The 19137-nt window shown below is 46.3% G+C and carries 21 protein-coding genes and 1 pseudogene; 4 read left to right on the top strand and 18 right to left on the bottom strand.

The annotated features are described in order from the left end of the window. Nucleotides 1-74: 74 nt before the first annotated feature. Complete coding sequence (locus EDI28_RS16265) at nucleotides 75-758, bottom strand: DUF2589 domain-containing protein (RefSeq protein ID WP_199287448.1); 684 nt, start codon at nucleotides 756-758, stop codon at nucleotides 75-77. Nucleotides 759-822: 64 nt separating this feature from the next. Then, nucleotides 823-1488, bottom strand: a complete 666-nt coding sequence (locus EDI28_RS16260; RefSeq protein WP_128784933.1) for a DUF2589 domain-containing protein — start codon at nucleotides 1486-1488, stop codon at nucleotides 823-825. A gap of 259 nt (nucleotides 1489-1747) precedes the next feature. Here EDI28_RS16260 and EDI28_RS16255 point away from each other — a divergent pair, with 259 nt between their 5' ends. From EDI28_RS16255 to EDI28_RS27605, 4 genes and pseudogenes are all read left to right on the top strand, one after another. Further along, a complete protein-coding gene (locus EDI28_RS16255; RefSeq protein WP_128784932.1) occupies nucleotides 1748-2110 on the top strand; it encodes a DUF6232 family protein in 363 nt (120 codons plus the stop codon). 58 nt (nucleotides 2111-2168) lie between these two features. Continuing rightward, nucleotides 2169-2420 (top strand): annotated as a pseudogene (locus tag EDI28_RS27665) (hypothetical protein); the annotation flags it as partial. A gap of 195 nt (nucleotides 2421-2615) precedes the next feature. Next, a complete protein-coding gene (locus EDI28_RS16250) occupies nucleotides 2616-3563 on the top strand; it encodes a trypsin-like peptidase domain-containing protein (RefSeq protein ID WP_128784931.1) in 948 nt (315 codons plus the stop codon). A 459-nt stretch (nucleotides 3564-4022) separates the two neighbouring features. After that, nucleotides 4023-4511 (top strand): type II secretion system protein, encoded by a 489-nt coding sequence (locus tag EDI28_RS27605; protein WP_428430928.1) that lies wholly within the window; start codon nucleotides 4023-4025, stop codon nucleotides 4509-4511. 17 nt (nucleotides 4512-4528) lie between these two features. On the opposite strand, the gene EDI28_RS16240 is transcribed toward EDI28_RS27605, so the two are convergent. The 16 genes from EDI28_RS16240 to urtC form a co-directional block, all read right to left on the bottom strand. Next, complete coding sequence (locus tag EDI28_RS16240; RefSeq protein ID WP_128784929.1) at nucleotides 4529-5407, bottom strand: DMT family transporter; 879 nt, start codon at nucleotides 5405-5407, stop codon at nucleotides 4529-4531. 193 nt (nucleotides 5408-5600) lie between these two features. Continuing rightward, nucleotides 5601-7421, bottom strand: a complete 1821-nt coding sequence (phaC, locus tag EDI28_RS16235) for a class I poly(R)-hydroxyalkanoic acid synthase (RefSeq protein ID WP_128784928.1) — start codon at nucleotides 7419-7421, stop codon at nucleotides 5601-5603. A gap of 67 nt (nucleotides 7422-7488) precedes the next feature. Further along, nucleotides 7489-7836 (bottom strand): phasin family protein, encoded by a 348-nt coding sequence (locus tag EDI28_RS16230; RefSeq protein WP_128784927.1) that lies wholly within the window; start codon nucleotides 7834-7836, stop codon nucleotides 7489-7491. A gap of 82 nt (nucleotides 7837-7918) precedes the next feature. Continuing rightward, complete coding sequence (locus EDI28_RS16225) at nucleotides 7919-9127, bottom strand: acetyl-CoA C-acetyltransferase (protein ID WP_128784926.1); 1209 nt, start codon at nucleotides 9125-9127, stop codon at nucleotides 7919-7921. Nucleotides 9128-9163: 36 nt separating this feature from the next. After that, entirely contained in the window at nucleotides 9164-9904 is a 741-nt protein-coding gene (locus EDI28_RS16220) for an SDR family oxidoreductase (protein WP_128784925.1), read from the bottom strand. Nucleotides 9905-10515: 611 nt separating this feature from the next. Continuing rightward, the gene (gene ureG / locus EDI28_RS16215) at nucleotides 10516-11133 is read right to left on the bottom strand and encodes an urease accessory protein UreG (RefSeq protein WP_128784924.1); all 618 of its coding nucleotides are present in this window, start codon (nucleotides 11131-11133) and stop codon (nucleotides 10516-10518) included. A gap of 11 nt (nucleotides 11134-11144) precedes the next feature. Next, complete coding sequence (locus tag EDI28_RS16210) at nucleotides 11145-11810, bottom strand: urease accessory protein UreF (RefSeq protein WP_199287455.1); 666 nt, start codon at nucleotides 11808-11810, stop codon at nucleotides 11145-11147. Nucleotides 11811-11846: 36 nt separating this feature from the next. Beyond that, nucleotides 11847-12455 (bottom strand): HupE/UreJ family protein, encoded by a 609-nt coding sequence (locus EDI28_RS16205; protein WP_128784922.1) that lies wholly within the window; start codon nucleotides 12453-12455, stop codon nucleotides 11847-11849. A 20-nt stretch (nucleotides 12456-12475) separates the two neighbouring features. After that, entirely contained in the window at nucleotides 12476-12988 is a 513-nt protein-coding gene (gene ureE, locus EDI28_RS16200) for an urease accessory protein UreE (RefSeq protein WP_128784921.1), read from the bottom strand. Between the two features lie 9 nt (nucleotides 12989-12997). Further along, nucleotides 12998-14701, bottom strand: coding sequence for an urease subunit alpha (gene ureC, locus EDI28_RS16195; RefSeq protein ID WP_128784920.1), 1704 nt, complete (start codon nucleotides 14699-14701; stop codon nucleotides 12998-13000). Then, the gene (locus tag EDI28_RS16190) at nucleotides 14702-15088 is read right to left on the bottom strand and encodes an urease subunit beta (protein WP_128784919.1); all 387 of its coding nucleotides are present in this window, start codon (nucleotides 15086-15088) and stop codon (nucleotides 14702-14704) included. Nucleotides 15089-15096: 8 nt separating this feature from the next. Beyond that, entirely contained in the window at nucleotides 15097-15399 is a 303-nt protein-coding gene (ureA, locus tag EDI28_RS16185) for an urease subunit gamma (RefSeq protein WP_128784918.1), read from the bottom strand. 67 nt (nucleotides 15400-15466) lie between these two features. Continuing rightward, a complete protein-coding gene (locus tag EDI28_RS16180; RefSeq protein WP_128784917.1) occupies nucleotides 15467-16417 on the bottom strand; it encodes an urease accessory protein UreD in 951 nt (316 codons plus the stop codon). Beyond that, on the bottom strand, nucleotides 16414-17109 hold the full coding sequence (gene urtE, locus EDI28_RS16175; protein WP_128784977.1) for an urea ABC transporter ATP-binding subunit UrtE: 696 nt from the start codon (nucleotides 17107-17109) through the stop codon (nucleotides 16414-16416). Before urtE ends, EDI28_RS16180 begins: the two co-directional genes overlap by 4 nt. After that, nucleotides 17109-18029, bottom strand: a complete 921-nt coding sequence (urtD, locus tag EDI28_RS16170; protein ID WP_128784916.1) for an urea ABC transporter ATP-binding protein UrtD — start codon at nucleotides 18027-18029, stop codon at nucleotides 17109-17111. The genes urtE and urtD overlap by 1 nt, the downstream gene beginning before the upstream one ends. Beyond that, a complete protein-coding gene (urtC, locus tag EDI28_RS16165; protein ID WP_128784915.1) occupies nucleotides 18026-19135 on the bottom strand; it encodes an urea ABC transporter permease subunit UrtC in 1110 nt (369 codons plus the stop codon). Before urtC ends, urtD begins: the two co-directional genes overlap by 4 nt. Between the last annotated feature and the right edge of the window lie 2 nt (nucleotides 19136-19137).

The raw sequence follows: 19137 nt of genomic DNA, 5'->3' as shown, positions 1-19137 counted from the left end.
CATTTATAGTGAATGGTAGGATAAAAGTAGAGATAAAAAAGCCTCATACAGAGGCTGTATTAGTAAGAGAAGTATTACGATTTATCACCACTACCCGCTTTAAGTTCGATAGGGGCAATATTGTTGGTATAGGCCTTGATAATAACCCCAACACCTTCCGGTAACGGTAGTTGACCGGCATGTACCTTAACGTCATAAGTGGCTTTATTACTTTTTTCGTACGTTTCCTTATTGCTGCTTGAACTTTCAGAAGACGACGAGACATTCCCCGACACCTCGACTGAAAATGGACCGTATCCCGCCTTTGCCGAAAATGATCCCCCCGCTTCAAAGGATTCCTTCTGCTCCTGAGATTGCTCATTGGCAAAGCTGGATTTCACTTCCATATTAAAATTAATATTTACGTCATCTACGGCCAACGCATTCAACGGCAGAATGGTCAACAGCGGCAGAGTAATCGTCGACTCTGCGACTTCTATTTTAATATCCTCTTTGCCTTCCGCATTTGTTTCTTTAATTATCGGCCGCGTCATTTTCATATCTATCATGATTGGCTGATAACTATCTGTTACTTTGTCTCCCTCTCCTGTCGTTGTCTTGGAAAAACAGGAGTCCAGCATAAACTTGACCTGGGTGATCGCCATCTGGTTATTTGCCTTTGCAGCCGCCATTAATGGACCACCAATCAAATCTCCCATCGGTAATCCACTGAACTGCTGCGCCATTGAAACTAGAGCAGGGCCCGAACTCACAGCCATATATTTCTCCTTTTACATAAGGGTGTTTGTGTGTTGAATAATTAGCGGGTCATACCGAAAAGTATTAACCCGGCACTTGTGCCCGTAACGCCCGCTCATAGCCGTCGACAATATATTTGAGGCCATCAGGTGTTTCCGTGGCACATATTTTCACTTCCAATTTGGCCTTACCGCCATTGCCCATGTTGGCCCCTTCTTCTGCCATCTCCTGCGATTTGAGGGTGCGCTTAGGGAAGGAAACTTGCAGGGCATCGCCGTTGACACTAAGCTCCAACTCGGTCGAAAAATTCATTTCTTTGAGCTGTACCTGCGACAACGGAACCAGTGAAATCAATGGTACATTGACTGTTTGTATCCCCGGACCATCCTTGGTCACTATCGGATATTGCATCGCAACCATCTTCGGCTTCAGCAACTTAATATCGTCGTAAATATCATTGCCATCATGGTCATCATAATCTCCAGAGTTATCATCAGACCTGCGCCTCTGGGGCGATTTTTTTGACTGTGATGAAGACCGCTTTCGGCTGCGCGGCGAATAAGCATCACTTTCGACCTGCGCATCAGAACGCCCTGCTGATGCCATATGGGCAATCGCGTGACCCGCTTCTTCTTCGTCAACTTCATCGAAAAAGCGATCAATTAAATCTAAGTTCTTCTGGATTAATGCTTCACCTGCTGCCGCAGTAGCAATATGAATGGACTGAACAAACTCTTCTAAATTGATCACGTGACTGACTCCTAACCCGCCGCTGGTTTATTTTCGTTCAGTTTAATTCAGGCAACGCTGATAATTATTGGTCTAATCCATGGGAAAGTCGCTGTATTGGATGGTGTTGATGGGTTATACGCTTTAGTCACAAAAAGTTACATATACTCAACTTGATGCAATGTATTTATCATGTAAATATGACTCACGAACAAATTGATATTGAAGGGGTTGTACACACCTAAACTAACTTCTTTCACAACCCCACTAAGGAAGATCGATGTATAACGCAAAAGATATTTATTTAAGAGACAATACGCTGACTGTTAAAAAGGACGTATACCCTCTTTCAAAAATACTCACTATTGAGGCCAAAGAACTGCGCCTAAAAGATCAATTACTCCGGATACTATGCATTTCAGCCGCAGCATCTGTAGTGGGATGGGCTTTTCTTCCAATTGTAGCGCCTGTACTCATGTTAGTTGGTGCACTGTTCGCAATATTAACGGCCAAAAAATACGAACTTCGCGCTGAGTTCAGAGGAACAGATGAAAGCGGCGATCATTGGGTTCCAATTGCCCGAGGAAGAAAAACCGAAGAGTTCACTCTGTTCAAAGCGATTGTAGAAGGTGTTGGAAAATAATATGGCTAAAAATGGAAACTTAACTCGGCAATATACAATTTGACGCAACCTACCACTTCTCCGAGGTATTCGCCGCCTAGGTTTCTACATCCGACCTTTTCAGTACAACTCATTCTTTACGAATATAGCCGTATCTTGGCTTGTTATGACAACCACTTACTGCCTGTACATCGCGTTCCATGCCGAATGGTGCAAAAAAAGTATGCCCTTTCGAACTCGGATGAGTTCAAGGGCTGATGGGAGTTGGCAAACCTGTCCTTCCATTTTTAGAGTGTTCCAATACTCGATCACACTGATTACCTCTACTTAAGCAGTGTGATCTAAACCATACTCCTAGAGCGTTTTGCCTAGTTTTATATAGTTCAGAGTGTAGAATATTAGGCATTATTTACATAACGATAAGTTATAGTTTGCCTACCACCTACTGCTCACAACATAGCAGAGGTTAAACTAGTGAGGTAAAGCTGAACTTGTAGAAATTTTTTCATGAATGGTCGAATTTTAAATGAAAATAAATTTTTTCAATGTTGGTCTTTTAGCTGCAGTTTGTTTTTCTTCAACTAGCCATGCAGCAAATGTATCTACTGATGACTTATACAGACAGTATCAAGATAAGCCTAATAATAAAGCTTTTTCTATCGGTACAAATGGTTCCGCCGGAGCTGCATGGGGAGCAAGCACAAAAGAAGAAGCAATGGATCTCGCCCAACAGACTTGCAACGACTCAGGAGGAGTTAACTGTAACATAACTGAAGTTAATGGACGTCCGCTAACTAGCAGTGACCTGCAAGTAAAGAATTACAGAACAGTTAATAATTACAATATTGTTTCTAATGGCGTAAATTACAAGCCAGATCCAGAAGAAAAAGCGACAGCATTCTTTGTTAACAATCAATACCTATTATCCGTAGAAAACATTGTTGGAAAATGTTCAAAGCTAAGTTATGAACGGAACGGGAAATTAATCGATTTAACCGTTATACGAACAGACAAAATGAATAACATTTCACTATTAAAGTCTGCCACCCCAAACGAAACCTATGCAACAATAAGTTCGAAGAAGAAGACTTATCAAGGAGAAAGAACCTACTCCTATGGCTATCACTCATCGAATACAAATAACTCAAAGATACCGTCTTTTCAAGGAATCATAACCGATGGAATTATTAGCCTTGCATCTGGAAGTTACAATGATATTCGTTTCATGACAATCACGAATGATGTTATTAATGGTAATGTCGGTGGTCCAGTTTTCGCAGAAAATGGGGATGTTATTGGAATTGTCACGAATAATAGAAAAAAAACGCTCAAAGCATCTATACTAAGCATTTTTTTGAATGAACAAAACATACCGCATCATGTGACGAAATCTCAAAATAACATATCTCCATCATCAATCGCCGAACAGAGTCAAACTTTTACCGTACCATTAGTATGTTTAAACGAAGCATAATATTAGTTTAGCAGTATGCAATGAACAGCCCTCCCCCTGAAAGGAAAACTAAATTGGCAACAACTGTCAACCAAAGGGGGAGCTGGAGGGGGTTACAGGCTCGAAATCAAAACAGGTCATTATAACTCACAACAGTATAACCAACCCCATCTAACTTCCCCTTCTATTAATTTCATCGTTCCAAAAACTTCATCACACAAGGGGAAGAACCTTCTTTGGTATCGCGACTACAGCAATAGAACTAATGCTCTTCGATAACAACAGCATTGCCGTCCCCTTAATCGAAAATATAAATGTTATGACTTAATTGATGATATTTATAAATTAAGAACAACTAATCCATTCTTTGGAGTTCTTGATGGCGTTAAGCTCCAGAAGAACATTGTTGATCTGTTATGAAAGTGGACATCATGTAACTACTTGTTGCATAATTCCCAGCATTAGAGCGAGGAGGGCTTGTTGGTGAGATTTCAACGTGGTTTTACTTTAATTGAGTTAGTTGTTGTTATTGTTCTTTTAGGAATTCTTGCAGTTACAGCGGCTCCAAGGTTTCTAAATGTACAGGATGATGCTAAGGATTCAACGTACCTAAGCCTAAAAGGATCATTTCATTCAGCTGTTGAGCTTTTTCACAGTAAATGGCTCGTTGATGGTGAACCCGATCCCAATATTTCTGAAGGCCGAGAAGGTGATTGGGGCTATACGATTTATGACCTTCATTTTAATGAAAGTGGTTACCCGCGCATAATCAATACAGTGCAAAGCTGCGAAGATATTCTTGAGAATTTGTTACCGGGTTCTAGCTTGACTCGAGATGACTACGAAAAACCTGTCCCAACAGGTGATGGTTTGAATGGTAATATGTGTACGTTTAAGTTTATTTCTGCTCCTTATAACTTAACTTATTCAGAAACAAATGGGGACGTTACGTTATCTAAGCGCACTTAATATTAAAAGAAATAGACCTAGGCCGCCTTCAACTTTGCCATGATTGTTGCACCACCACGATAAAACAGTAGCGCCATCAAAATCAGCGTACAGCCCAAAACCTTATTCATCGGCATCTGCTCGCCATACCACAGAATACTCAGTACCACCGTCCATACCGGCTCCAGTACCATGATAATGGCGGCATTAGCGGCTGTACTGTGTTTCTGCCCGGTTGTTTGCATCACATAACGCAGGCTTGTTGCTATTACCACGCTCATGGCAAACCAGCCCCAGATATTAATGCCTATTTCCTGCGGCCAGGTTTCAAAGCTCAGCGATGCCACTAACCCCATCGAACCGGTAACAAACAACTGAATACAGGTCAGCAGCAAAGCGGGAATACGCTGAGCACAGCGGCTATTGAAATTGAAATGCAAGGCAAGCATTAAAGCAGCCAATCCAAACCAAACCTGACTAGCAGACTGTTGCCAGCCACCACCGAGCGATAGCATCATCAGGCCACCGAATGCCAGCGGCAGGGAAAACCAGAACATACGCGGCGGTCGCTGCCGGAACAGCGGCCATGCCACCAGCGGTACGAATAACATGGAAAGACTCATGATAAAGGCCCCTTCCGCTAGAGTGTCACTAACTGATATCGCATAGATCCACAGCAGCAACGCACTACCGAGCAGACAGCCAACGCCCAGTGCTCGTATCAGATCACCTCGACTAACCTTTCTTAATGCTGAATGGCAAAAAGGCAGCAGAAATATCGACGCCAACACAAAGCGCGTACCGATAAAGCCAAACGGCGGCAGACCTTGAATAGCCTCTTTTGAAAAAATCCATCCGGCTGCCGCAAGCATAGTGGTAGCGACAAGTATAAGATCTGCACGACGATCCAAGGTCATAATATTCCTGACATGTATCAAATAAAGGCAAAAATGCAAAGACTGGGTATTCTATCGTCAAAGTGATTAATACCAAACTGAATATTGAGCCGCCACATAAAAAAGGGGGAGTTGGGGATAAAAGAGCATAAACAGAAAGCAAAAAGCCAGCAGATAGTCCACTGGCTTTTCGGTATTTTAGCCTTGCTTAACACTAAGCTTCTTGACTATTTTCCTGTTGGGGTTGTTCGACAACATTCGATACCTCAATCGGTAACGTCTGCAATACGTAACTACCTGGCGCAGGAGCAAGAGCAGGATAATTAGTATTACCCGCCTGACGGGCACCGACAGGCTCAGCAGACTCAAAGTCAGCCAACCATGCATTCCAGTGCCCCCACCAAGAGCCATCCTGACGCTTGGCAGACTCAAGCCATACCTCTGCGTCTGCAGTCTTCTTGTTGTTGGTCCAGAAACCGTATTTATTCTTGGTCGGATGGTTAACGATTCCGGCAATATGACCGGACTCACCAAGAACAAACGTCGATTGACCGCTCAGTAGCTGCGATCCACGGAAGGTACCCTGCCAAAGCGCGATATGATCTTCCTGCGTCGAGATAAAGTAGGTCGGCACCTTGATCTTCGCCAGATCAATGTACACGCCACCGACTTTATATCCCTTTGGATCCTTTAGCTTATTCTCAAGATAGAACTGGCGCAGCAAAGTACTGTGGCAAGCCACAGATACATTAGTACTGTCCCCATTCCAGTAGAGTAAATCAAAGTCTATTGGGCTATTACCTTTGAGGTAATTATTGATGTAATAGTTCCAGTACAGGCTGTTTTCACGCAGTAGGCTGAAAGTTACGCTCAACGATCGCCCATCCATATAACCATTTGCTTCATTCTGCGCTTCAATTGCAGAGATAATAGGATCGTTGACATACGCTCCTATTTCACCCGGCTGAGAGAAGTCTAGCAAGGTCGTAAAGAAAGAGGCTGACTTAATCCGATTTCGCATCCGCTTGGCTGAATAATAGGCCAAAGCAACGGCTAACAAGGTACCACCAATACAGTATCCTGCTGCGTTAATTTGCTTCTCGCCGGTGATATCTTCGACAGCTTCAACCGCCTTCACCACACCGTCCAGCACATAGTTTTCAAAATCGACATCGACCATGCTGGCATCTGGGTTACGCCAAGACATCATGAACACGGTATGTCCCTGCTCGACCAGCCATCGTACCATCGAGTTCTTCTCGCGAAGATCCAATATATAGTACTTGTTGATAAACGGCGGAACGACCAATAGCGGTGTGGCACTCACCTTTTCAGTCAATGGCTTGTACTGAATCAGTTCAAACAAATCGTTCTTGAAAACCACATCACCCGCAGTGTTGGCTACATTTTCACCCAACTGGAAAGCATTGTCGTTTGTCATTCGGATTTTCAGCACGTCAGCACTGGCCTGCATGTCTTCCTGAAGCAGCTCCATACCTTTAACGAGGTTTTCCCCGTTAGTTTCAACCGTTAGCTTGGCAAGTTCCGGGTTGGTGGTAATGAAGTTTGTAGGTGACATAGCATTAATGGCCTGACGAGAAAAAAAGCTCAGGCGTTCTTTGGCTTTTTCATCCAGCCCCTCTATCGAGTCGATGCTTTCTTTCATTGTGTTGCTAAAGAGCAAATAGGACTGCTTGATATAATTGTAAAAGGCTTCATTGTCCCAAGCTGGATCACTGAAGCGTTTGTCGTCTTTTTCGGGCTTAACAAGATCGGATTCATCACCAGATTTCATGGCGACGTTTTGCCAGATCTTCAGTTGATTTTCCCACCAGTCTAGCTGTACTTTCGCTAACACGGCTGGCTGCGCTGATGCTTTTTCGATTAACTGGGCAGTATCTTCCAAGTTTATTTCATTAAGCGCTTTATTAAGGGGACTATTTATGGCTGCCTTACCGGAATCTATCTCTTTCCACCACTCCTGGTTCATATCCTGGAGCTTGGCAAAGTAGTCCGTAAAGAAGTTATAGTTCATTGCAATGACCTCAGTATTTAGACTAAAAAGCCGCCCACATAAGGAGGCGGCTGAGTGGTCATTTCTCTTATACTGGCGTAACTTGCTTAACATTTTCTGCAACAAGCTCTTCAACTTCAGTCTTGAATGACTGAGCAACAGCATTGAACTTGTTGCTGTCGTCGATTAGCTGTTGAGAAAGCTTTGTTAGCGTTTCAAGTTGCTGGCTATTGAATGCTGCGAAAGACTGTACGTCTTTAACTTCACTAACCGCTTTCAACTGAGTAAGGCCTAGGTCACTATAAGCACGAACCGCTGCCAACTGAAGCTCAGTTAGCTCTTCAACGTTCTTGCTGAACAATTTATTGAACTTTACGTATGGTGCGAGTGATTTTTCAGTCTGCTCAGAGAAAGATTTAAACATTTCCGTATACATAGCTATTTCCTTCGATTAAAAAACTAACGAGTGATGTACCCGGGCCATGACGTTATCCGGGTACAATCCGAAACACTTACAGTTAAACGCTCTTCAGTACGATTGCCGTACCCATACCGCCACCGACACACAGCGTGGCAAGGCCAAGCTCTGTACCACGACGGCGCATTTCATGAAGAAGGCTTACGATAATACGGTTACCCGATGCACCCAGAGGGTGACCCAGTGCAATCGCACCACCATTTACGTTTGAACGCTCAGCTAAATCCTCAACCTGAGTATCCAGTTCGTCTGCAAGCTCATGCAGCACACCCAGAGCCTGGCCTGCAAACGCTTCATTGAATTCAAATAGACCGATATCGCTGATTTTTAGATCTGCTTTGTCCAGCGCTTTTACAACCGCAGTAACAGGACCAAGTCCCATAATTTCCGGCGCAACACCCACCTGAGCATAGCTTTCTATTTCCGCCAGAGGCGTCAGACCGTATTTTTCAACCGCGGCTTCAGAAGCAACAATGATTGCGCTAGCACCATCGTTAATACCGGATGCATTACCAGCCGTAACAGAACCGCCCTCTTTCTTGAAAGCCGCACGAAGTTTGGCTAACCCTTCAATTGTTGCATCGGCTTTAGGGTATTCATCTGTATCAACGACATTTGTCTTGCGACGCACCGTCACTTCCACAGGCACAATTTCATCGACAAATTTGCCCTGCTCAATAGCAGCAACAGCTTTCTGTTGGCTTGCTAGAGCAAAGTTATCCTGTTGTTCGCGATTAAGGCCGACCTTCGCCACCACATTTTCAGCAGTCACGCCCATGTGGTAGTTGTTAAAGACATCGGTCAAACCATCAGTAATCAGCAAGTCGGTCATTTCAAGGTTGCCCATTTTCTGGCCATCACGTACTTTCGATGACACACAAAATGGGATTTGCGACATATTTTCGGCACCAGCTGCCACTACTAATTCAGCATCGCCTGCTTTGATATGAGATGCAGCATCCATCACTGCTTTCATACCACTACCACACACCATGTTTAGGCTATAGGCTGGCACTTCCTGAGGAATATCGGCATAAATTGCAGCTTGACGACCGGGGCCCATTCCCTGGCCCGCTCCAACAACATTACCGAGAATAACTTCATCAAGGTTTACCGGATCAATCTTTGCTTCCTTGATAGCAGCCTTGATTGCAACCGCTGCCAACTGAGCTGCCGGAACAGATTTAAGTGAGCCGTTAAAGCTACCAAGAGGAGTACGTTTTGCTGCAACAACAAATACTTTAGTCATTAAATTGCGTCCTTTCGCTAAAATATAAACTCTTCCTTAATGCATATACAAACCGCCATTTACAGACAACGTTTCGCCTGTAATATATGCGGCAGCATCACTAGCAAGAAAAATTACCGCGGCAGCTATTTCGCTAGGTGCAGCAAGACGCCTCATAGGAATTTCAGCTTTAATAGAGTCCAGTACTTCCGGCTTAATGGCTTCAACCATCGGCGTCCCTGTATAACCTGGGGCAATAGCATTAACCGTAACACCTGAACGAGCACCTTCAGCCGCAAGCGCCTTAGTAAAGCCAAGCATTCCGGCTTTTGCTGCAGAATAATTTGTCTGGCCGAACTGGCCTTTTAAACCATTCACCGATGAAATATTAATAATTCGAGAATTACCGTGATCACACATTGAAGCAAATAAAGGATGTGTCACATTAAACAAGCTATTTAAGTTTGTAGTAATTACATCATTCCATTGTTCTGCAGTCATTCGTTTGAATGTAGTATCACGAGTGATTCCAGCATTATTAACCAACACATCAATGTTACCCTCTTCTTGCAACAATGTTGCCAGGGATTCTTCGCAGTGTGCCGTATCCGTAACATCTAAAGGGTACAACCTAACTTGCTCTTCTGAATAGTCATGCCCTTCCAGCCATTCTTTAGCTTCGGCTTCTCCATTCGGATAGTATGTTGCAATTACTCGATAACCGGCTTCAACCAAAGCGTTTGTAATTGAAGAACCAATACCACCATTTGCACCAGTTATTAATGCTATTTTACTCATTACAGAAGACTCCATTCCATCATTGATGATGTTACATTACATTGAAACAAAAGCGTTTAAATGCCTTACAAATACACAGGCACTAACAAATCAAAACTGATTCTCAGTTTTATTCCCAATTCTTTTATTGCATCGTAGCTGTCGAAAAAGACATTTCCGTGGCCTTTATGTTGCGTGAATATTATAAGAACACACACGCATAGCAATATCAACACACTGCATCAATGGTCATACCAATATTCCTGCATAGAATCACACTTACTTGGTGTAACCATTTCAACGATAAATGCTACTGACATGTTACACATGCGATGCATTAACAATGCCATCCACTGCAATTTCAGTTTAAACAATTTAAATAATGGGAATATGTATCAAAGAAAATGTAATTTATGCATTTGTTTCACTATTAACATTCAGAATTCCACAAGAATAGAGTCAAAGAACCGAGTAATATTGATGAGCAATTAAATAATATTAATAACCAATCTTATTGTTGATTACATTTGGAAAGGCTATTTCAAATTCATTATTTATTTTTTAGGTCTATGACAGAAAAAGCCTAGGGAGAATTCCCCAGCTTTTTATTCTGTATTTGTTAATTATTCAGACTAATTATCAAGCATTCCCAGAGTCACTACAAAATCGATAATTTCTGGTAACCCTTTTCCTTCTTTTAAATTAGTAAACACATAAGGCTTACTAGAGCGCATTCGTTTAGTGTCTTGCTCCATCACTTTCAGCGACGCTCCGACATAAGGCGCCAAGTCTATTTTATTTATCACAAGCAAGTCTGACCGAGTGATCCCTGGCCCTCCTTTTCTCGGGATCTTTTCGCCCTCGGCAACATCGATGACATAAATCGTCAAATCAGCCAGCTCAGGACTGAACGTAGCGCTCAGATTATCACCACCGCTTTCGATAAATACTACATCGAGATTTTTATGCCGTACCGCAAGCTCTTCGACTGCCGCCAAATTCATGGAGGCATCTTCACGAATCGCGGTATGTGGACACCCTCCTGTCTCGACGCCGATAATTCGGTCTGCTTCCAGCGCTTCGGCACGAGTCAGGATCTTGGCATCTTCCTGGGTGTAAATATCGTTGGTAACAACAGCAATGTTGTACCGATCTCGAATTGTTTTACACAGTACTTCCAACAACGCCGTCTTCCCCGAGCCGACTGGACCGCCGACACCAATTCGCAACGGTGATTTATATTCTGTCATGGTTATATTCCTTAAGATCGGTAAAGTCTGGTGTATTGGGTTTCATGCCGACTGCTGGCAATGGCCTGTGCCGGTGTAAAACTGCCAATTTCATGGTCTTGAACCACTCTCGAGGCACTCAGGGCCGCAGGCAACTGCTGCGACAGCGAAAGTAATATTTGCTGCCCGGCAGTCTGTCCCAACGGGATCAGCTTCACCCCTGCCATTGTTGCGTTTTCAAGCCAGCTCCAAAGATAACCGGCGCTCAGTGCTTGTGAGTCAATCCCCCAATGATTGGCTGCCAATGCAAACCCAGCAAGCTGGTTAGCTTCTGCATTGGTTAGATCTGAAAGCGTGAATTGCTCATTCAACTGCCTGAGCAATCTTGTGGTTGCCTTTCCCCGTTGCTGCTCTTCCAACCGTAGTTCTTTGGTTTCTCGGTTGGCATATAGCCGCTGATTCCAGTGAGTTACCACTGGTATATCTTGCCGTTCAAATGCATGATACAAACGGGACAATATCGGTAATTCGAGCGTCACCAGACTATGATGGAGCACATCAGTTAACCAGCTTTGCAGGCTTTCCTGGTCGGTAACCCACCCTTTCTCAATCGCCCATTCAAGCCCTTGTGAATAAGTAAAAGCACCAATAGGCAAGGAGGGACTCATTAGCTGATAGAGGCGAAAATCCGATAATATATTGCTGGTATTGGACATAATCACCTGCCGCGCTGATTAACTTGTAAACGCAAGCAAAGTACTGCTCGTCACCAACAGTACACTTTGCCATTTGGGGGTAATGTACTGACCCAACTGATAACCAGTCATTGCGAGCAATCCGGCACTCACCAACATACCCGGGGCGAAAGCCATTAAGTTGGATGCGGAAGCCTCCAAGCCGTGTACCCAACCATGGAACATTACCGTAATGACAGCGAGAGCAGACAGCGCCACAGACCATTTGCTGCCACCAGATCGATGTCGACAGTAAACAGCTAAGGCCGCAACATACAACGATGTCACAATCATGGCTTCAATGCCTGCAGCAAACCCAGACAGCGCACCGAAGCCCAGTCCAAACACCATACTGAGCATAGCGGCCAGCACGACCCGCAATTGCTGATATCGTTGTTTATATTGCGAGGCAATCAATCCAACGCCGATCAGCATGACCAAGTGATCCAATCCAGTCAGCGGGTGGGTGACACCAGACATAAAAGATGAGAACAATCCACTATCAATAAGGTCATGACCACTGTGTGCCATCGTCGTGCCGGAGGCCAGCAATGTGGCCAATGTAGAGCAAATAATAAATGTAGAGCGGGTAATGTTTAAGTTAGCCATATCGTTTCCTTGAATGATTGTTATCGAGCTTCATGCTCTTGCTCATCTGAATGCTGCTGGTCATGCGCATGCCTGTCAGTATGTAAGTGTCCACTATTGCTTCCTCCATATGCACCCGCTTCAGGTTCAAAGGAAGCTGTTTCCGGCGTCACCACAGTCCCAAGCCCTGCGACCATTTCATCAAGCACATGATCGTGCTGATAGCGCACCCAGTTGGATTCAATCTGCAACGGGACATGACGGTTACCGAGGTGGTAGCACACCCGTGCCATAAGATGCGGATCCGAACTGTAGACAGTCGATACCGCTTCATCTGCAGCCAAAATCCTGACCAATATTCCCTGCTCGCTTCGCAGTATGTCGCCATTACGCAGGATCTTGCCTCGCGGCAAGAACAACCCAGCCTCCCGCCCATCATCCAAGTTGACTTTCAGGCGGCTTTTTATTCGTGAATCAATCGGCAAGCTAAGTGTTGCACCACTGGTCAATGATGCTGATTCCTGTGCAGTTAAAATCTGAGTAAGTACAATCATCAATGATCCTCAAAATAAGAAATAACGCTGCGCCATCGGCAATACGTCTGCGGGTTCGCAAACAAGCAGTTCACCATCGGCACGTACCTGGTAGGTCTGTGAATCAACTTCAATATTGGGTTGCCAGTCATTCAGCACCATATCGGCCTTGCTGATACTACGGCAGTCTTTGGCAACCCCAATCAGGCTTTGCAATCCCAATTGTTCACTAATGCCCGCCGACTTCGCCAATCCCGAGACAAACAGCATCGAGGTATTCTGGCTGGCTTTGCCATAACTGCCGAACATCGACCGATAATGAACAGGCTGTGGTGTTGGAATTGACGCATTAGGATCTCCCATCGGAGCTGCGGCAATCATGCCCCCTTTAATGATTGTACTTGGCTTGACCCCAAAGAAAGCCGGCTTCCAAAGCACCAGATCAGCGAGTTTACCGACCTCGATGGAGCCCACCTCATGGCTGATCCCATGGGTAATCGCCGGATTAATTGTGTATTTGGCGATATACCGTTTTAGGCGATAGTTATCGCTGTCATTCGAATCCTGCGACAGGCTGCCACGCTGCACTTTCATCTTATGCGCAGTCTGCCAGGTTCGAGTGATCACCTCTCCTACTCGTCCCATGGCCTGTGAATCGGATGCAATCATTGAGAATGCCCCCAGATCATGAAGAATATCTTCGGCAGCAATAGTTTCCCGGCGGATCCGCGACTCGGCAAAGGCAACATCCTCGGCAATTGAGGGAGAAAGATGATGGCAAACCATCAGCATATCCAGATGCTCATCAACAGTATTAACCGTATATGGCCGTGTCGGGTTGGTGGATGAAGGCAGTACATTCGATTCACCGCAGGCCCGAATGATATCCGGCGCATGGCCTCCGCCCGCACCTTCGGTATGGTAGGTATGAATCACCCGCTCACCGATCGCTGCCAGTGTTGACTCGACAAAACCTGACTCGTTAAGCGTATCGGTATGAATGGCAACCTGAACATCGGTATCATCGGCCACTGTCATGCAGTTATCAATCGATGCCGGTGTGGTTCCCCAGTCCTCATGTAGCTTCAGGCCAACTGCCCCAGCTTCGACCTGCTCGTGCAGTGCTTCCGGCAGGCTGGCATTCCCTTTTCCGAGCAAGCCGAAGTTCATCGGAAAGGTATCCAGCGCTTCGAGCATCCGGTGGATGTTCCACGGTCCCGGTGTACAGGTTGTCGCGTTGGTACCTGTCGCCGGACCGGTCCCTCCCCCAAGCATGGTGGTGATCCCAGAGCACAGGGCTTCTTCGATTTGCTGCGGACAAATGAAATGAATATGGGAATCAATGCCCCCAGCGGTCAAAATGGATCCCTCACCGGCCAAAATCTCCGTCCCCGGCCCAATAACGATATCCACGCCAGATTGCACGTCCGGATTACCCGCCTTGCCAATGGCACTGATACGACCATTTTTAACGGCCACATCGGCCTTGACGATTCCCCAGTAATCAAGAATAACAGCATTGGTGATCACCAGATCCGGTGTAAATGCCGACGGCAACTGGCTTTGCCCCATTCCATCCCTGATCACCTTACCGCCACCAAACTTCACCTCATCACCGTAGCGGGTATAATCTTTCTCAACTTCCAGCCACAGTTCTGTATCAGCCAGACGCAGCCGGTCACCGACCGTCGGGCCAAACATTTCGCCATAGGCTTGCCTTGATATCGTCGCCATTTATTTCCCAGCCTCCCTGCTGTCGGTTTCGGTTACAAGAATGGCCTGCCCGACGGATCCCATGACCTTGCCCTGAAACCCATAGATAGTCTGGGTACCGCCGAAACTCACTAACTCCACCGTACGAGCTTGCCCGGGTTCAAACCGGGTTGCTGTGCCTGCCGCAATATTGAGCCGGTAACCCAGCGTCGCTTCACGTTCAAATTCCAATGCGTCGTTGGCTTCAAAAAAATGGTAGTGAGAGCCTATTTGTATTGGCCTGTCTCCGAGGTTGGCGACAGAAACCGAGAGGATCGGTTTGCCAACATTAAGTTCAATCTCCCCTTCGGCACATTGAAGTTCTCCGGGAATAAAAGCGTTGGGCACTACTTGTTGATTATCTGACATCACGCACCTCATACAATCGGATCGTGGACAGTCACCAGCTTGGTACCATCAGGAAATGTTGCTTCAACCTGAACGTCATGGATCATCGTTGCGACGCCTTCCATAACCTCCTCTGCTGACAAAATCGTCCGGCCAAAGTCCATTAATTCGGCTACGGTTCGCCCTTCTCTAGCCCCTTCCATGATCGCTGCACTGATCAATGCTACCGACTCCGGATAATTCAGCTTTAGCCCTTTATCGCGACGTCGTTCGGCCAACAATGCAGCAGTAAAAATCAGCAATTTGTCCTTTTCTCTGGGTGTTAACTCCATCTGTTCCTCCAGCAAGCCATGTTGTCATCACGACAATCATTCAGGTAATCATCCGTATCGCTCAGGTTCAGGTCGCCCAAATTCTCGGGGTATTTGGTGTCCTACCCGACCAGGATTGTCTGACCGACAGCCAGACTTGGGTAAACAGCGCCATCATTGGCTCCGTACCGTTCCCCATCACCCTTACCACCATGATCCTGTGAGCATCACTACTATCTGTTACTTCAGTGACACCGGCTACGACCTTGTTTTCCAATAAATATTCCTGATAGTCATTTAGCAAGGTCTGTACCATATTGAGCAATGGCTCGTCAGACTCAGTCACTATCATGGTGCCCAGCATCTGATTCCCCCGCAGGCCCGCACTCTGCTGGTGCTGATCACCTCCATGTACATTGAGTTGTTCAGCAATAACGAGCTCATTTCCAATCCGAAGCTGGGTGCAACCGACCACGCTCCCGCCAGTGAAGCCCTCTTTTAGTGCAGGCCGACCAAAACAGTGCATTTCCCAACCAATAAAACGACCACCGGGTTCAACATCGATTTCGGTATCCAACCTGACTCTCGCTTCGGGAAAATAAATATTTTCCTGCGGTAACCACTCAAGCATTGCTCCTGTTTTTACCGTAAAGTGCTGACGTTGATAGGCGTACTTCTCCGCAGAGCGATAGAACTTGGTTGCTCCAGGTGTTGTGACCAGTGCCTTGGCTCGATTTTCAGAACACACTGCGATTGAAAGCTTGTCGCCACCAACAACCCCCCCGGGAGGGTGAAGGAGGTACGTATGACAAATGTCACCCTCTGGGTAGAGCGGACGCTGGACTGCAAGCGGGCCAAGTTGCTTACGATGCTTAAGTACCGTTCTGGTAGTATTAAATGAAAAGCCAAGTTCCAGCTGCGCCCGCCATCCCTGTTGCAATTCCAGCTCAGACGGCAGTGGTTTGGGTATGATTGCCGCAATATTTATCGTCTTGGTTTTGCAGGTATTTGCCAAGGTGTTCTTATGGATCGCCGTCATACTGTCAGGTACTCCTTAATTAGTTTCTCATTGAGATTTGCCATTTCCCCCTTCGCCACAGCTCGCCCCCGATCAAGCAGACAGAAGCTATCACCAACTTTTCGGGCAAAAGGTAACTTCTGCTCAACCAGCAACACCGTGAGCCCCAGCTCGTGATTCAGCTTACGAATAATGTCACCTATTTCCTGAACAATATTGGGCTGGATCCCCTCTGTCGGCTCATCCAATATAAGCAGGCTAGGGTTAACAACCAGTGCCCGAGCTATCGCCAGTTGTTGCTGCTGGCCTCCACTCAAATCTCCTCCGCGGCGATGCAACATCTCCTTCAATACAGGAAAAAGCTCGTAGATAAATTCGGGGATCTTTCGATCGCCCTTAGCTCGAATGGGCAATCCAACCTGAAGATTTTCCTCGACACTCAACAACGGAAAGATCTGTCGCCCCTGCGGCACATACCCGACGCCGTGTCGGGGACGACTTTCAGTCGAGAGCCCTCTAATCTCTTTACCTTGCAGCACAATCTCACCGCTTTTGACCGGTAATAACCCCATGACACATTGCAACAAAGTTGTTTTACCCACTCCGTTACGCCCCATCAACACCGTGCACTTTCCTTCGGGAATGCTGATATCCAAGTCCCACAGGGTATGGCTTTCGCCATAAAACTGATTCAGTCCTTTTATTTCTAACATCATGATTCTCCCAGATAGACGTCTTTGACCCGAGGATCAGATTGAATCTCGCTCATCGAGCCTTCTGCCAGCATATGGCCCTGATGCAACACGGACACAGTGCTGGCAATCGAGCGCACGAAATCCATATCATGCTCAACTACGACCACCGAATGATCACCGGCCAACGATGTAAGCAGATCAGCCGTTCGGTCCATTTCCTGATGGGTCATGCCGGCTACCGGTTCGTCCACCAGCAACAACTTTGTTTTTTGCATCAGCAGCATGCCAATTTCCAACCATTGCTTTTGACCATGAGACAAGTTGCCTGCCAATAAAGCAGCGTGGTTCTGAAGGCCAATCAAGCTGAGCACCCTGTCGAGCTCATCGCGTTGCTCCCCATTAAGGCTGGCCCGAAACACGCGCCATACACTACGCTCACCAGCCATTGCCAGTTCCAAGTTGTGCCACACCGACAAGCACTCAAAAACCGTTGGCTTCTGGAATTTCCGGCCAACACCCGCATTGGCTATCTCGGCTTCGTCCATTTTTTGCAAATTGATATTGGAACCAAGCCAGACCTGGCCTTCATCGGGACGAGTTTTGCCGGTAATGATATCCATCATGGTTGTCTTTCCAGCCCCGTTAGGGCCGATAATGCAACGCAGCTCGCCTTCCTTGATATACAAGTTCAAATCGTCGATCGCCTTAAACCCATCAAATGACTTTGTTACGCCTTCGAGATACAGCAAGATGTTGTGACGCGTATCGAGCAAGGGATGGTGCTGTGGCTTTAGGAAGTCAAACACCTGATCCCGGCGAACAAAGTGTCCTACCGACTTACGAAACTGCGCAGGTAGCCACTGGGTTAGCTTGGCTTCAGGAGCTAGTTGGCTTTGATCCAGTTTCTCGGGTGATAACTGCTGAGGAATAGTCGTCATAATGCTGCCTCCTTACGAGAAGACTTGACAAAGAGTGAATCAGAAAACAAGCCGGTTATCCCTTTAGGCAGAAATAGGGTTGCCAGTACAAACAGGCTACCCAATGCGAATAACCAGACTTCCGGAAACTCGATGGTGAACCAGCTCTTGGCATAGTTAATGAGCAAGGCACCGACAATAGCCCCAAATAAGGTTGCCCGGCCGCCCAGAGCCACCCATACGACAATTTCGATCGAATTGAGCGGCGCGAATTCCCCAGGGTTAATGATGCCGACTTGCGGGACATACAAAGCACCGGCAATGCCTGCCAACACTGCAGACAACACAAAAATCCACAGTTTGAATTGGTCTACGTTGTAGCCGATAAAACGTACCCGAGACTCAGCATCCCGAGTCGCGACGGCTATCTTGCCCAAACGGCTGGAAATAACCGCACGGCAGATCAGGTAACCCGCAATAAGCGCCACGACCGAGGCAACAAACAAAGCAATCCGGGTACTGTCCGACTGTAAGCTAAAACCGAGAAGATCTTTAAAATCTGTCAGGCCGTTGTTACCGCCAAATCCCATTTCATTACGAAAAAATGCCAACATCAACGCGAACGTCATTGCCTGAGTCATAATAGACAGATACACCCCTGACACCCGGGAGCGAAAAGCCAGAGAACCAAAGCCCCATGCCAGAACACCCGGTACCAGTACCACCATCAGGCAAGCAAACCAGAACATATCGAAGCCATGCCAGAACCAAGGCAGCTCCTTCCAGTTCAGAAACACCATGAAGTCAGGCAACACCGGATCGCCATACACGCCGCGGTCGCCAATCTGACGCATGAGATACATCCCCATGGCATAACCACCCAATGCAAAGAAAGCACCATGCCCAAGGCTCAAGATACCGAGATATCCCCAAACCAGATCCACAGCCAATGCCAGCAAGGCATAGGTCAGATATTTGCCGAGCAGCGTAATGGTGTATGTCTCGACATGAAGAAAGTGTCCCTGCGGCACAAGTAGATTAAGAGCCGGAATGGTGAACCCAACCACCAGCAGCAAGCTCAATAATAGCTGGCCGCCATGGTCGTCCTTTAAGATTGTTTTAAGCATGT

The organism is Photobacterium chitinilyticum (assembly GCF_004104355.1).
Taxonomy (GTDB): domain Bacteria; phylum Pseudomonadota; class Gammaproteobacteria; order Enterobacterales; family Vibrionaceae; genus Photobacterium; species Photobacterium chitinilyticum.
The sequence above is the reverse complement of the archived record's forward strand: the minus strand, read 5'-3'. Positions and strand labels throughout refer to the sequence as shown.